Annotated in this window: 13 protein-coding genes, 1 tRNA gene and 1 pseudogene; 12 read left to right on the top strand and 3 right to left on the bottom strand. The window is 58.4% G+C overall.

Annotation, left to right across the window (positions count from 1 at the left end; all coding sequences use genetic code 11):
* Positions 1 to 45: 45 nt before the first annotated feature.
* The 9 genes and pseudogenes from rpmI (at position 46) to FQ185_RS31010 (ending at position 7,377) form a co-directional block, all read left to right on the top strand.
* Positions 46 to 240 carry a 50S ribosomal protein L35 gene (gene rpmI / locus FQ185_RS08430; protein WP_008145659.1) on the top strand — a complete coding sequence of 65 codons (195 nt, stop codon included), beginning with the start codon at positions 46 to 48 and terminating at the stop codon, positions 238 to 240.
* A gap of 27 nt (positions 241 to 267) precedes the next feature.
* Positions 268 to 624 (top strand): 50S ribosomal protein L20, encoded by a 357-nt coding sequence (gene rplT / locus FQ185_RS08425; RefSeq protein WP_007905879.1) that lies wholly within the window; start codon positions 268 to 270, stop codon positions 622 to 624.
* A 109-nt stretch (positions 625 to 733) separates the two neighbouring features.
* On the top strand, positions 734 to 1,750 hold the full coding sequence (pheS, locus tag FQ185_RS08420; protein ID WP_149417031.1) for a phenylalanine--tRNA ligase subunit alpha: 1,017 nt from the start codon (positions 734 to 736) through the stop codon (positions 1,748 to 1,750).
* 26 nt (positions 1,751 to 1,776) lie between these two features.
* On the top strand, positions 1,777 to 4,158 hold the full coding sequence (pheT, locus tag FQ185_RS08415) for a phenylalanine--tRNA ligase subunit beta (RefSeq protein ID WP_149417030.1): 2,382 nt from the start codon (positions 1,777 to 1,779) through the stop codon (positions 4,156 to 4,158).
* 3 nt (positions 4,159 to 4,161) lie between these two features.
* Positions 4,162 to 4,464: an integration host factor subunit alpha gene (ihfA, locus tag FQ185_RS08410; protein ID WP_002553164.1), complete on the top strand. Its 303-nt coding sequence runs from the start codon at positions 4,162 to 4,164 to the stop codon at positions 4,462 to 4,464.
* On the top strand, positions 4,445 to 4,801 hold the full coding sequence (locus tag FQ185_RS08405) for a MerR family transcriptional regulator (RefSeq protein ID WP_003179985.1): 357 nt from the start codon (positions 4,445 to 4,447) through the stop codon (positions 4,799 to 4,801). The genes ihfA and FQ185_RS08405 overlap by 20 nt, the downstream gene beginning before the upstream one ends.
* An 89-nt stretch (positions 4,802 to 4,890) precedes the next feature.
* A tRNA-Pro gene (locus FQ185_RS08400) sits at positions 4,891 to 4,967 on the top strand.
* A gap of 757 nt (positions 4,968 to 5,724) precedes the next feature.
* A pseudogene (locus FQ185_RS31015) lies at positions 5,725 to 6,513 on the top strand (HAMP domain-containing protein); the annotation flags it as partial.
* Between the two features lie 18 nt (positions 6,514 to 6,531).
* Positions 6,532 to 7,377, top strand: a complete 846-nt coding sequence (locus FQ185_RS31010) for a methyl-accepting chemotaxis protein (protein WP_371926605.1) — start codon at positions 6,532 to 6,534, stop codon at positions 7,375 to 7,377.
* Here the strand turns inward: FQ185_RS31010 and FQ185_RS08390 are convergent.
* Both FQ185_RS08390 and FQ185_RS08385 read right to left on the bottom strand, forming a co-directional pair.
* The gene (locus tag FQ185_RS08390) at positions 7,365 to 8,891 is read right to left on the bottom strand and encodes a DHA2 family efflux MFS transporter permease subunit (RefSeq protein WP_057005023.1); all 1,527 of its coding nucleotides are present in this window, start codon (positions 8,889 to 8,891) and stop codon (positions 7,365 to 7,367) included. The genes FQ185_RS31010 and FQ185_RS08390 overlap by 13 nt on opposite strands.
* Positions 8,884 to 10,065: an HlyD family secretion protein gene (locus tag FQ185_RS08385; RefSeq protein ID WP_057005024.1), complete on the bottom strand. Its 1,182-nt coding sequence runs from the start codon at positions 10,063 to 10,065 to the stop codon at positions 8,884 to 8,886. The genes FQ185_RS08390 and FQ185_RS08385 overlap by 8 nt, the downstream gene beginning before the upstream one ends.
* A 376-nt stretch (positions 10,066 to 10,441) precedes the next feature.
* On the opposite strand from FQ185_RS08385, the gene FQ185_RS08380 reads away from it, so the two are divergent.
* The 3 genes from FQ185_RS08380 to FQ185_RS08370 are packed head-to-tail and all read left to right on the top strand — an operon-like array spanning position 10,442 to position 13,233.
* Positions 10,442 to 11,383: a Rieske 2Fe-2S domain-containing protein gene (locus FQ185_RS08380; protein ID WP_126588865.1), complete on the top strand. Its 942-nt coding sequence runs from the start codon at positions 10,442 to 10,444 to the stop codon at positions 11,381 to 11,383.
* Between the two features lie 17 nt (positions 11,384 to 11,400).
* The gene (locus tag FQ185_RS08375; RefSeq protein ID WP_057005026.1) at positions 11,401 to 12,429 is read left to right on the top strand and encodes an aromatic ring-hydroxylating dioxygenase subunit alpha; all 1,029 of its coding nucleotides are present in this window, start codon (positions 11,401 to 11,403) and stop codon (positions 12,427 to 12,429) included.
* A 24-nt stretch (positions 12,430 to 12,453) separates the two neighbouring features.
* A complete protein-coding gene (locus FQ185_RS08370; RefSeq protein WP_057005027.1) occupies positions 12,454 to 13,233 on the top strand; it encodes an SDR family oxidoreductase in 780 nt (259 codons plus the stop codon).
* Here FQ185_RS08370 and FQ185_RS08365 read toward each other — a convergent pair.
* Positions 13,230 to 13,637, bottom strand: a complete 408-nt coding sequence (locus FQ185_RS08365; RefSeq protein WP_057005028.1) for a VOC family protein — start codon at positions 13,635 to 13,637, stop codon at positions 13,230 to 13,232. The genes FQ185_RS08370 and FQ185_RS08365 overlap by 4 nt on opposite strands.
* Positions 13,638 to 13,750: the final 113 nt, after the last annotated feature.

Raw genomic sequence — 13,750 nt, 5'->3', positions numbered from 1 at the left:
AGGCCTTCTGATTATGTTTATCAACTGAATGCGGAGTATCCGAACATGCCAAAAATGAAAACTAAAAGTGGTGCTGCTAAGCGGTTTCTGAAAACTGCTAACGGTATCAAGCACAAGCACGCTTTCAAGAGCCACATCCTGACTAAAATGTCGACCAAGCGTAAGCGTCAACTGCGCGGTAGCAGCTTGCTGGCACCGTGTGACGTGGCAAAAGTCGAGCGCATGCTGCGCCTTCGTTAATTTAGTCAAGAATAGAGGAAGTAACTCATGGCTCGTGTAAAGCGTGGCGTCATTGCCCGTAAACGTCACAAAAAAATTCTGAAACTTGCTAAAGGCTACTACGGCGCTCGCTCGCGCGTATTCCGTGTTGCCAAGCAAGCGGTAATCAAGGCAGGCCAATACGCCTACCGTGACCGTCGTCAGAAAAAACGTCAGTTCCGCGCTCTGTGGATCGCTCGTATCAACGCTGGTGCACGTATCAACGGTCTGTCCTACAGCCGTTTCATCGCCGGCCTGAAAAAAGCGTCCATCGAGATCGACCGTAAGGTTCTGGCTGATCTGGCAGTGAACGAAAAAGCGGCGTTTGCTGCGATTGTCGAGAAAGCTAAAGCCACCTTGGCTTAAGTACCCCCGACAGTCACCGGGCCTCACCTCTGTGGGGCCAGGTGTTAAACGTCATAAATAGGGGAAGAGCCTTCAAGCTCTTCCCCTATTTTGTATCTGGAGTCTGTACATGGAAAACCTGGATGCGCTCGTCTCTCAAGCACTAGAGGCTGTGCAAAGCGCTGAAGATATCAATGCCCTGGAGCAAATCCGGGTTCACTACCTTGGCAAGAAGGGCGAATTGACTCAGGTGATGAAGACCCTGGGGAATTTGCCGGCAGAAGAGCGTCCGCAAGTCGGTGCCCTGATCAACGTTGCCAAGGAGCGTGTCACAGAGGTTCTCAATGCCCGCAAGGCACTGTTTGAAGAGGCCGACCTGGCCGCCAAACTGTCTGCCGAGTCCATTGACGTGACCCTGCCTGGCCGTGGCCAGAACTCGGGTGGTCTGCATCCGGTTACTCGCACTCTGGAACGTATCGAACAGTTCTTCACCCACATCGGCTACGGCATCGCCGAAGGCCCTGAGGTGGAAGACGATTACCACAACTTCGAAGCGCTCAACATCCCTGGCCATCACCCGGCCCGGTCGATGCATGACACCTTCTATTTCAATGCCAACATGTTGCTGCGCACCCATACCTCGCCGGTACAGGTCCGCACCATGGAATCGAAACAGCCGCCGATCCGCATCGTCTGCCCAGGCCGTGTGTACCGCAGCGACTCCGATATCACCCACTCGCCGATGTTCCATCAAGTCGAAGGCCTGCTGGTCGACCGTGATATCAACTTCGCCGACCTGAAAGGCACCATCGAAGAGTTCCTGCGCGTGTTCTTCGAAAAAGAACTGGCCGTGCGTTTCCGTCCTTCGTACTTCCCGTTCACCGAGCCATCCGCTGAAGTCGACATGGAGTGCGTGATGTGCAGCGGTAAAGGCTGCCGTGTCTGCAAACAGACTGGCTGGCTGGAAGTAATGGGCTGCGGCATGGTTCACCCGAACGTGCTTCGCATGTCCGGGATCGACCCGGAAGAGTTTTCGGGCTTTGCCTTCGGCATGGGCGTTGAGCGTCTGGCCATGCTGCGTTACGGCGTGAACGACTTGCGTCTGTTCTTCGACAACGACTTGCGGTTCCTCGCGCAATTTCGCTAGTCGTAACGAATTCTTAGGAGAGCAGGATGAAATTCAGTGAACAATGGCTGCGTGGCTGGGTAAGCCCGCAGGTAAGTCGCGATGAGCTGGTTGCTCGTCTGTCGATGGCCGGTCTTGAGGTTGATAGCGTTACGCTGGCCGCCGGTGAATTCAGTGGTGTGGTGGTTGGTGAGGTGCTGAGCACCGAGCAGCACCCGGATGCCGACAAGCTGCGTGTTTGCCAGGTCAGCAATGGCTCGGAGACCTTCCAGGTCGTGTGCGGTGCGCCAAACGTGCGCCCGGGCCTGAAGATCCCGTTCGCCATGATCGGTGCCGAGCTGCCGGGCGACTTCAAAATCAAGAAAGCCAAGCTGCGTGGCGTTGAATCCAACGGCATGCTGTGCTCGCAAGCTGAGTTGCAAGTCGGTGAAGGCAACGATGGCCTGATGGAATTGCCGGCCGATGCGCCGGTCGGTCTGGATATTCGTGAATACCTGAGCCTGGATGACGCCAGCATCGAGGTCGACCTGACCCCGAACCGCGGCGATTGCCTGTCCCTGGCAGGCCTGGCCCGTGAAGTTGGCGCGCTGTACGCCGCCGAAGTCACCCGGCCGGTCGTTGCTACCGTTCCAGCAGTGCACGATGAAGTGCGTTCGGTTGAAGTGCTGGCGCCGGCTGCTTGCCCGCGTTACCTGGGTCGTGTGATCCGTAATGTCGACCTGTCCAAGCTTACGCCGCTGTGGATGGTCGAGCGTCTGCGTCGTGCCGACGTGCGCAGCATCGACGCTGCCGTCGACATCACCAACTATGTGATGCTGGAGTTGGGCCAGCCGCTGCACGCGTTCGATCTCGCCGAAATCAATGGCGGCATCCGCGTGCGCATGGCAGAAGAAGGCGAGAAGCTGGTGCTGCTCGACGGTCAGGAAGTCAGCCTGCGTAGCGATACGCTGGTGATTGCCGACCACACCCGCGCCCTGGCAATTGCCGGCGTCATGGGGGGCGAGCACAGCGGCGTCAACACCGCGACCACTCGCGACATTTTCCTTGAGAGTGCGTTCTTCGATCAGATTGCCGTTGCTGGCAAGGCGCGTTCCTATGGCCTGCACACCGACGCTTCGCACCGCTACGAGCGTGGTGTGGACTGGCAGTTGGCCCGTGAAGCCATGGAGCGCGCCACTGGCCTGCTGCTGGAAATCACTGGCGGTGAAGCTGGCCCGATCATCGAAACCGTCAGCGAGCAACACCTGCCGAAGATCGCGCCGGTTACCCTGCGTGCTCAACGCATCACCCAGATGCTGGGCATGGAAATGGACTCGGCCGAAGTCGAGCGCCTGCTCAACGCTTTGGGCCTGAGCGTTTCTGCTGATGGAGCAGGGCAGTGGCGCGTTGAAGTGCCAAGCCATCGCTTCGACATCAGCCTGGAAGTCGATCTGATCGAAGAGCTGGCCCGTCTGTACGGTTACAACCGCCTGCCGGTTCGTTACCCGCAAGCCCGTCTGGCGCCGCAAGCCAAGGCTGAAGCGCGTAGCGACCTGCCTGAGCTGCGTCGGCTACTGGTAGCCCGTGGTTATCAGGAAGCGATCACTTACAGCTTCATCGATCCGAAACAGTTCGAACTGTTTAATCCGGGTGTAGAACCGCTGCTGCTGGCTAACCCTATTTCGAATGATATGGCCGCCATGCGCTCGTCCCTGTGGCCAGGTCTGGTGAAGGCGCTTCAGCACAACCTGAACCGTCAACAGGATCGCGTCCGGCTGTTCGAAAGCGGTCTGCGCTTCGTCGGTCAACTGGATGGCTTGAAGCAAGAGCCGATGCTGGCGGGTGTGGTTTGCGGTAGCCGTCTGCCGGAAGGTTGGGCACAAGGTCGCGATGTCGTGGATTTTTTCGACGTCAAGGCTGATGTGGAAGCTGTGCTGGGCTTTGCCGGTGCATTGAATTCGTTCACATTCGTGCCGGGCAAACACCCCGCATTGCACCCGGGTCAAACCGCGCGTATCGAGCGTGAAGGTCGTCTGGTCGGTTTCGTCGGCGCTATCCACCCTGAATTGTCGAAATCTTTGGGGCTGGACCGTCCGGTCTTCGTCTTCGAGCTGGTTCTGGCTGAAGTCGCTCTGGGTAAAATGCCTAAATTCCAAGAGTTATCACGCTTTCCTGAAGTACGTCGTGATCTTGCACTGATCGCCGAAAAAGACGTCGCAGCCAGTGCTGTACTGGACGTAATCCGTGAAAATGCAGGGGAATGGCTGACGGACCTCAGGCTATTTGACGTGTATCAGGGTAAAGGCATTGATCCTGATAGAAAAAGCCTTGCAGTCGGCTTGACCTGGCAGCATCCATCGCGCACTCTTAATGACGATGAGGTGAATACCACGACGCAAAACATCCTCACCTCGCTCGAACAAAGGTTGAACGCCACGTTAAGGAAGTGACGTATGGGGGCTCTGACGAAAGCTGAGATGGCGGAACGTCTGTATGAGGAGTTGGGCCTGAATAAACGGGAGGCCAAGGAATTGGTCGAACTGTTTTTCGAGGAAATCAGGCACGCTCTTGAAGACAACGAACAAGTCAAATTGTCCGGTTTCGGCAATTTCGACCTTCGGGACAAACGCCAGCGGCCTGGCCGCAATCCGAAAACGGGTGAAGAAATCCCGATCACGGCTCGCCGTGTGGTCACCTTTCGTCCAGGGCAGAAGTTGAAGGCCCGAGTTGAGGCTTATGCTGGAACCAAGTCATAACGACGAGCTTCCCGTCATCCCAGGCAAACGCTACTTCACCATTGGTGAAGTCAGCGAGCTGTGTGCGGTAAAACCACACGTGCTGCGCTATTGGGAACAGGAGTTTCCTCAACTCAACCCCGTCAAACGCCGCGGAAACCGCCGGTATTATCAGCGACAAGACGTGCTGATGATCCGGCAGATCCGCGCGCTTCTTTACGATCAAGGGTTCACCATCGGCGGCGCACGCTTGCGATTGTCCGGTGATGAGGCCAAAGACGACACTACCCAGTACAAACAGATGATTCGGCAGATGATTGCCGAACTGGAAGATGTGCTGGTCGTTCTCAAGAAATAATTTACTGCGTTTGAATACTTCCAGTTTTCAAAAGCTTGCGATATATTCTTGAGCGTTCCTCGAGAAGAGGAAGAAGTTTCACGCCTAGTCGGGGCGTAGCGCAGTCCGGTAGCGCACTAGCATGGGGTGCTAGGGGTCGAGTGTTCGAATCACTCCGTCCCGACCATATAATTCAAGGGGTTGCGAGATTTTATCTCGCGACCCTTTTTTATTTTTGTTCTTTTTACCCCCACAAAATTACTTGCAGTTGTTCCTCTGAAGTGGGCATGGACCACTGCATATTAAGTATTCACATCCGGTCCTAACCTTACTGCCTCGCTCATCTCGGTTTCTGACCTTCGACTTCGATCCTTCGATGTTGGCTCACCTGTTGAGCACAGTACCTCGGCCGCGCCATTCAAAAACTTGTCTGCAATTGGGGACACCAGTCAGCGTCGATTTTTTCGTTACGTGAAGGGTGCGGGTTCCTCCCTGCTTGCCCGGTGACTCCGCATTTAACGGAATTCACGGCCTTCATTGAAAAACTTCCCCTCGCCTGAATAGGTAAGTACTTGCTGAAAGCCTCACATGGACGTTCGCTTACGGCTGAGCAGGTCGCCGCGGGCTCGATGAGGCCGCAGGGCTGCGGCATTCATCGGTACTGGCGGCGGAATTAATCAAGGCGCTGGCGATTCTGTGGGGGGCGGTATCGAACCTGACCTTGGTCTTTGCAATGCCGCTGCTTACCTGGGCTGTTCGTTCCAGTGCTGGTTGGCTGGCTTTGGTTACGCCAGGCGTTAGTTGCAGGGCGGAGGCAAGGCGCTATGGCGGGACATCAAACCTTCAATATCGTTCTGATAATAGAATTAAATACTGTATAAAGAATAATGCAGGATAAACTGCCTGCCTAGTCATGCTCTATAAAAACAAAAACGGTAACCAACATGCCATTTCTGAAAGGCTTCTCAATCGGCGCCAAGCTCCTCGTGCTGCCCGGGTTATTTGTGCTCGCTCTTCTGGTTGTCTCGGGTCTGGCCTATCGCGGGCTGGCCAAGCAACAAGCGGTAATCGAGGAAATCGACCAGTTGCGTTTCCAGCAGTATCGGCAAGTGTTAGAAACCTCGGCCGCCTCGCAGGCGGCGATGGTCGGCGCCTATGCCACAGGCGCGCGCATCCTTGAATCCAGTGGTCAAGCTTCTGCGGAGGACCTTGAGTCATATCTTGAGGATATGCAGGCCAGTGTCGACGACATGCGTGCCGGGCTGGACAAAGTGGCCCGTGAAACTCGCTTGGGCAAAGAGGAGAGAGCGCTCTATCAAGCGGTGCAGGAGCAGGCCGCAGTGGTCGGCGAGGGGCTTGCCGAATTCAAGCGCACTGCTTTGAGCGACCAGATACAGGCTGCCTCGCTGCTGGGTCGGGTGCGTGCCGACAACAATGGCTTGCAAGGTCAATTCAACCGGCTGTTGGGTCTACAAGCCGAGCTGACCTCTGGCGCCTTCGCTGAGGCGGGCGCAACACAACAGCAGGTCTCACGGATGCTCGTGGCGGTGCTGCTGGGTGGCAGCTTAATGGCTGTGTTAGTCAGTCTTTTGTTGCGTGCGCAAATCATCCGGCCCATCCGGGAAATCGAGAGGGCGTCGATCGAGTTGCGCGATGGCGACCTGACCCGACGCGTGCGGGTCATGGGTCGAGACGAGATTGCCCATACGGCTCAAGCATTCAACGAACTCATCGATAGCTTCCAGCAGGCCATGCGCCAGGTTGCCGGAGTCGCGGCATCGGTCGGCGCCTCGGCAGAGGAGCTGGTGGGCGCTTCGGCGCGGGTGGCGCAAAGCTCTACGGCGCAGGCCGGTGCGGTGGGCGCGGTGTCGATGACCATCGAGCAGATGAGCGACGGTATTGCGGCAATCTCCAGTCATGCTGAAAGCCTGCGCAGCTGCGCCGAAGCCAGTTTGCGCGGTGCGCAGGATGGACACTTGGCCTTATCGCGACTGCTTGAGAAAATCGACAGCGTGCGCCATGCCTTCTCCGCGATCCGCGGCTCGGTGGGCGATTTTGTCGAAAGTACGACAGCGATTACCGCCAGCATCGGTCAGGTCAAGGACCTCTCCGCGCAGACGGGCATGCTGGCGCTCAATGCGGCCATCGAAGCGGCGCGTGCCGGAGAGAGGGGGCGCGGCTTCAGCGTGGTGGCCGACGAAGTGCGTAACCTGGCACAACGCTCTGCGCTGGCGGCCAACTCGATCAACCAGCTGACGTTGAAGCTGGAGAGCCAGTCCGGGATCGTCGACCAGGCATTGAGCGCGGGCACTGTGGCATTGGAAGAAAGCGGCCGGCTGCTGAGTGAGTTGGAAAGCACCCTGCAGCAGGCAACGGAACTGGTGGGTGACTCTACGCGCGGGGTTGACCGGATCGCCGATGCGGTAAGCGTGCAGAGCGAGGGTGGGCGAGGCATCGTGGCCAACGTCGAGCACATCGCACGCATGGCCGGCGAGGGTGATGCGATCACCCATCAGGTATCCGGAGCCGTGGTGTCTTTGCGCGAGCTGTCCGATGAGCTGAATGTGGCGGTGGGACGTTTTCGCTACGAGGCCTGATTCGCTTGAGACTTCGCCGTCCTGAATATCAGCAGCAGCGGTATGACTCCGATGGATAACCACATCAGCAGCTTGAAGTCATCCAGGTAAGCCACCCAGCTGGCCTGCACAGTGATCAAGCCATCCAGTGCTGCACGCCCGCTGGCGGTCAATGGATTGAGCTGATGGTTGACAGGCCAGGCATCGAACAGGCGGTTGAACGGCGTCACGTATGCACCGATTTCGGCATGGTTTATCTGGGTGTTTTGCGCCAGCAGCACCGTAACGATCGAGATGCCAACGCTCGAACCGACGTTGCGTGACAGGTTGTACAGGCCCGTGGCTTCGCCTCGCAAATGCGGGGGCAGGGTGGTAAAGGCGATGGTGGTCAGCGGGACGAACAACAGACCCAGGCTCGCGCCCTGAATAAAGCCGACGTAGATGATGGTGTCGATGGACACGGCCGGCGTCCAGCCGGTCATCATGTACATCGACCAGGCGGACAGCAACAAACCGCAAAACAGTATCCAGCGAATATCCACTTTGCCGATGATCTTCCCGGCAAGGAACATGCTGAGCATCGTCCCCAGTCCGCGTGGCCCCATGACCATGCCGGCGGTGAGCACCGGGTACCCCATCAGGGTTTGCAGGTAGGGTGTCATCAGTGCCAGCGAGGCCAGGTAGGTGATGCCAATGATAAAGATAAACACCACCGCCACCGAGTAATTGCGATCTTTGAACAGCTTCAGGCTGATAAAGGGCTTGTCATGAGTGAAGGTGTGGACAATGAAGATGTACGAAGCGACGGCGGCCACCAGCGCTTCCAGGATGATTTCCCCGGAGTCGAACCAGCCCAGTTGTTCGCCGCGGTCGAGGAACAATTGAATCGACATGATCGCCACGCTGAGCGAGCCAAAGCCCAGCCAGTCCAGGCGTGCAGTCTTGTCGGCCGGGGTTTCCCGTATGAAGCGGGTCATGCCGATAAAGGCCAGCAACCCGATAGGCAGGTTGATGAAGAACACCCAGCGCCAGCTGAGGTGTTCCGTCAGCCAGCCGCCGAGCATCGGACCTAATACCGGGCCGACCATGACCGATACCCCGAACAGGGCCACTGCCGACCCTCGGTCTTTCTGCGGGTAAATATCCAGCAGAATGCCTTGCGATAAGGGCACCAATGCCGCCCCGGCCACCCCTTGCAGCAGGCGGAACAGGATGATTTCTTCCAGGGAGCGGGCGATGCCACAGAGCACCGAGGCCAATACAAAACCGAAGATCGACCACAGCAATACGCGCTTGCGACCGAAGCGTCGGGCAAGGAATGCCGAGGGCGGCGTCATGATGGCTGTGGCGACGATGTAGGAAGTCAGCACCCAGTTAATCTGATCGGCGCTGGCCGATACGCTGCCCTGCATAAAGGGCAGTGCGACGTTGGCGATGGTGGTGTCCAGCGCCTGCATGACCACCGCCAGCACCACGCACAGTGTGATCAGTACCCGCAGCGGCGAGGGCGGCAGCGGTCCGGACACGTCATTCATGATGGCGTGCGAGCAGGTTTGCCAGTGGCTTGGGCAGGCCTCGTGCGGTGCCGGTGTCGATATCTACCACGGCGCTCATGCCATGGCGCAGCGCCGGTTTGCCGACAGCATCGTCGATATGGATGCGTACCGGAATGCGCTGCACGACTTTCACCCAGTTGCCCGTGGTGTTCTGGGCCGGCAGCAGGGAGAAGCTCGAACTGGAGGCCGGGCTGATGCTTTCCACGGTGCCATGCCAGGTGATACCCGGATAAGTGTCTACCTCGATGGTGACGCCCTGGCCAATCCGGGCGTTGGTCAGCTCGGTTTCTTTCGGGGACGCCGCGACCCACAGTCGCTCGCTGGAGACCAGGCTGAAGCCCGATTGGGGTGGTTGCAGATACGCGCCCACTTGCAGCGAGTCAACGTTGGTGACGACGCCGTCGAACGGGGCGATGACCACGGAGTTTCGCAGGTTGCGTTCGGCTTCATTCAGGGCCGCCAGCGCCTGCAAGTAGGAAGGATGCTGCTCAAGTGGTCTGTCCAGGCGCCCACCCAGTTGGGCCAACGCCGCGGCAGCCTGGGCCTTGGCGACCGATACTTGCTGACGGGTATTGTCGAGGTCCTGGTGGGCGTCGTCGTAGATAGTCCTTGAGACGGCGGCAACGCTGACCAGCTTTTCCAGCCGTTGCAGATTGGTCTGGTAAAACGGCAATTTGGCTTCAGCCTGGGCGATTTCGGCCAGAGATTGGTTGTAGCTCGCCTTGAGGTAGAGGATCTGGTTGCGCGCGTTCTCCAGCTGCGCCCTGGCGCTGGCCACGGCGATTTCAAACGGCTCGGGCTTGAGGCGGAACAAGACCTGGCCTTTGCTCACGGTCTGGTTGTCACTGACTTCAATGGCCGCGACGATCCCGGCGACATCGGTTGAAACTCCCACCCGCTCGGCCTGGATATAAGCGTTGTCGGTACTCACGACCTGGCCACCCAACACATACCAGGCGGCGCAGGCCACGACACTGATCGGTGCCAGCAAAAACAGACCGATGCGCCAGCGTTGGCGCGCCGTGTCATTCGGTTCTTGAGCATCGCCATCAAGGGCGGAAGCCTCGGGCGCCTGCATCCGGGGTTTTTCCACGGGCTCGAGCGGTCGGGCTTCGGCGTGCACGGCAGGGCGCTGCAATGTCGGCTCAGCCATGTTTCACCTCGCGCGCAACGTCATGGAGGACAAAGCCGAGGGTGGATTGGGTCATCGTCAGCGCACCTTGGAGTTAATGAGCAAGCTAATGGTAATCAGGCTTATGGATTGCTCGCTAGCTATTTTCCATTAGAACATGATCACTAATAGAAGAAATGTCCATTTGTAGGTGGCCTAAAGAGCGGCAATGTGTCTATTGAACCAAGGTTCGTAGAGGGTTGTGGCCACATCTTGCGGTTTTCGTTGGCTGTAAATAATTTCAACAGAAAACAAAATACTGTTTATTTGTGTTTGCTCTCTCTGCCGCGAAGCACTACCGTTAGCGCTGACTGCGTTCAACGCATTTGCCCAAGACCAATAACAAAGAGGCAGCCCGATGATGACCCCTGGCTGGTGGGCCATGGCGCTTTGCGAGGCCGTGAAAGATCAAGTGCCATTGGCCGTGGCCTTTGCCGGCGAGGAACTGGTCCTGTTCCGAAACGCAGCCGGCCAGGCCTTTGCCCTGGAAGACCGTTGCCCACATCGGCGGGTGCCGCTGGCTTTGGGGCGAGTCGTCGAGTCCGGTCTGCAGTGCGGTTATCACGGCTGGACCTTTGATGGCGCCAGTGGTGGCTGTACGCAGATCCCCAACCTGCATACCGATGAGCGTGTGCCTGCACGTTATGCCGCGCGTGCCTTTGCGGTCAGCGAGGCGAATGGTTTTGTCCATGTGTGGTTGGGTGAAGGGGCACCGCAAGGGCAATTGCCCAGCAGCGACTACCAACCGGGCGGACGCGAATTTACCGGTTCCACCATCGTCAACATGAGTCACGACCAGTACCTGGACGCGATGCTCGACGGCCCGGAATGCTTGCTCGGGTTTGCCCATGTGCGCCTCACCGATTTTTTCCTTGGCGATCTGCGCAGCGAGCAGGGGCGGGTGGTTCTGGAGCGAGGTGCGGTATGGACCACACAAATCCTGCCTTCGCAGTTTGTGGTGGATTACCCCTTGATCGTGCGCACCGCGGTCCCCTTTAACGGCGGTACTGTTCGAGTGGATTTGCTGAGCGAAGATGAATTGCCGCTGGTGACGCTGATGATCGCCACCGGTGCCAACCGTCGTGGCACAACCAGTTTGTGCTGGCGTGGTTTTGTGCATGAGCACGTACACCTCAGGGCACCCCTGCGTTGGCGTCTGGCCCGCCTGCGCAAACAGGCGCCGTTCCAGGTGAACAGCCGGATCGACGGCACAGCCGTCGCGGCCTTGTTGCAAACCTCATCCCGCGAACTGCGTGAGTTGCGCCAACCGACCCTGATTCCCGTCAGCGCAGTCGTCTGAGCACAGGAGCTCCCACCATGCATGCCGTGCCTTCCTCCACCGATACGATCCCTGGCAAAGTTCGGGGTGACTGGACGCCAATCAACTACGACCTGCGTGACACCTGGTTCCCGGTGTCCCATAGCCGCGACCTGGGTACCCGGCCCATTCGCCGGATCATTCATGCTCAGCCCTATTACCTGTGGCGCGACAACGGGCGTGCGGTGGCGGCCGAGTTTCACCCGCATTTCCCCCATAAAGAGCTGACACTCACAGCGTTTACCGGGGGACGGGGCTTTTATCCGCTGGTTGAGCGCTACGGGTACATCTGGGTCTGGTACGGTAATCCGGACGCTGCCGACATGCAGTTGCTCCCGCATATTCCGTTTCTACCCCAGGATGGCAGTCTTCCCGGTTACACCCAGCGAACCGTGCGGTTTGATGCGACCTCGGCGCTGTCGGTGGAAAACCTGATTGATCTGACCCATGCCGATTTCCTGCATGCCAATACCATTGGCGACGGTGTAAGCGAGTCGGACGTGGTGGAAGTGCAATGGACCTCCGAGACCGTGACTCGCACCCGTACCGTGGCGCAAAAGTCAGTGGCGCCGATCATGCGCTGGGTCGGCGGCGTGCGCGCCAGGTATCAGGATTTTCGCGCCGTGCTGCACATTCATCTACGCAGCAACGTATGCATCTCCTATCCGCGCTTTCGCCCCGGTTACGACGTGCCCAACCTGCAACCCTTCCTGCCGGTGGGCAAGCATCGCTCGCGGTGTGACGTCACCTTCAACACCACCGCTGCACCCGCACCTTTTCGTTATGTGATGCCGCGCATCAACTACATCATCCAGCCCCAGGACAACTCGGTGGTGCGCCCGCAGAACCAACGTTATTTCGAGGTCGACCCACGTCGCGACCTGCACTCGCGCTTCGATACGCCGGGTACCCGTTATCGCTACCAGATGGAGCAGTTGGCCGAACGCCAGCGCGCTGGCCAATTCACCTACGGCGGCGATGCTGAACCCGGGCGCGACATCACGGCCTTGCTCGGCATGAACGACTGACACCAATGTACGAGGAGTGCTGCAATGGATCTGGGTATTGGCGGACGTATTGCTCTGGTGTGCGCATCCTCTCGGGGACTTGGCAAAGCCTGTGCGCTGGCATTGGCGCAGGAGGGCTGTGAGGTGCTGATCAACGGCCGCGATGCCGAGAGCCTGGAACACACTGCGCAGGACATCTTGCGCAGCACCGGCCGGCTGCCGCGCACCGTGGTGGCCGACCTGTCCACCGCCGCCGGGCGACAGGCGCTGCTGGCTGCCTGTCCGGTGATGGATATTCTGGTGACCAACAACGGCGGGCCAGAGCCGGGTCGTCCGGAGGATTGGGATCATGCTGCCTGGCTGGCGGCCATTGAGGCCAACATGCTCTCGGGTATCCTGCTGATTCAGGCGGTGGTCGTTGGTATGCGTGCGCGAGGTTTCGGCCGTATCGTCAATATCACCTCGGCGATGGTTAAGTCGCCCCGGTTGCCATTGGGTTTGTCCACGGCGGCGCGTGCGGGGCTGACCGCTTTTTGCAAAGCTCTGTCGGTCGAGGTGGTGCGGGACAATGTGACGATCAACAATCTGCTGCCGGAGCGCATTGAGACGGACCGTCTGCGCTTTATGACCGAGCAACTGGCGGAACTTCGCCAGCTCAGTTTTGAGCAAGCACGGGTGGAAATGCTCAAGCCGATAGCCGCACGACGATTTGGCCAGCCGAGCGAACTGGCAGCGGCCTGCGCATTTCTCTGTTCGGCGCAAGCCGGCTATATCACCGGGCAAAATTTGCAGATCGACGGCGGCAGCTATGCCGGATTGATTTAGCCACCCCGGCGTTCTTTCCAGTCGGCGGGCGGCACTTCGCTGGCGTCGAAATCCAACTCCACTTCAACCCCATTGGGGTCCTGGATGAACAGCTGCCACGTGCGCTCGGCGCCGGGCGCACGGATCACTTTGAATCGCACGCCGTGCTCACTCAGGTGTTTCCACATCCTCTGCAAGCCCTGGGCATGAAACGCCATATGGTCAAGCACGCCACGTCGCGGCTCCGGCATTTGTGATACGCCCACCACATGCAGAACTGGTTGTTCCTGGGTGTACAGCCAGAATCCGGGAACCGGGAAGGGCGGGCGTGGCCCCTCCACCAACCCGAGTACTCCAACATAGAAATTTCGTGTCGCCTCCAGTTGGTCGGAGACGATGGTGAAGTGGTCCATGCGCAGGATCATCGCAACGCCCTTAATCGGCTTTTAGTGATATTTAGACGAATTGTTATTTATTGTTCATATTCATGCTTATGATTCTATATTCGGAATACTAATCTATCTATGGAATTTATCGC

This window comes from Pseudomonas sp. ANT_H12B, assembly GCF_008369325.1.
In the GTDB taxonomy this organism is placed as follows: domain Bacteria; phylum Pseudomonadota; class Gammaproteobacteria; order Pseudomonadales; family Pseudomonadaceae; genus Aquipseudomonas.
The sequence above is the reverse complement of the archived record's forward strand: the minus strand, read 5'-3'. Positions and strand labels throughout refer to the sequence as shown.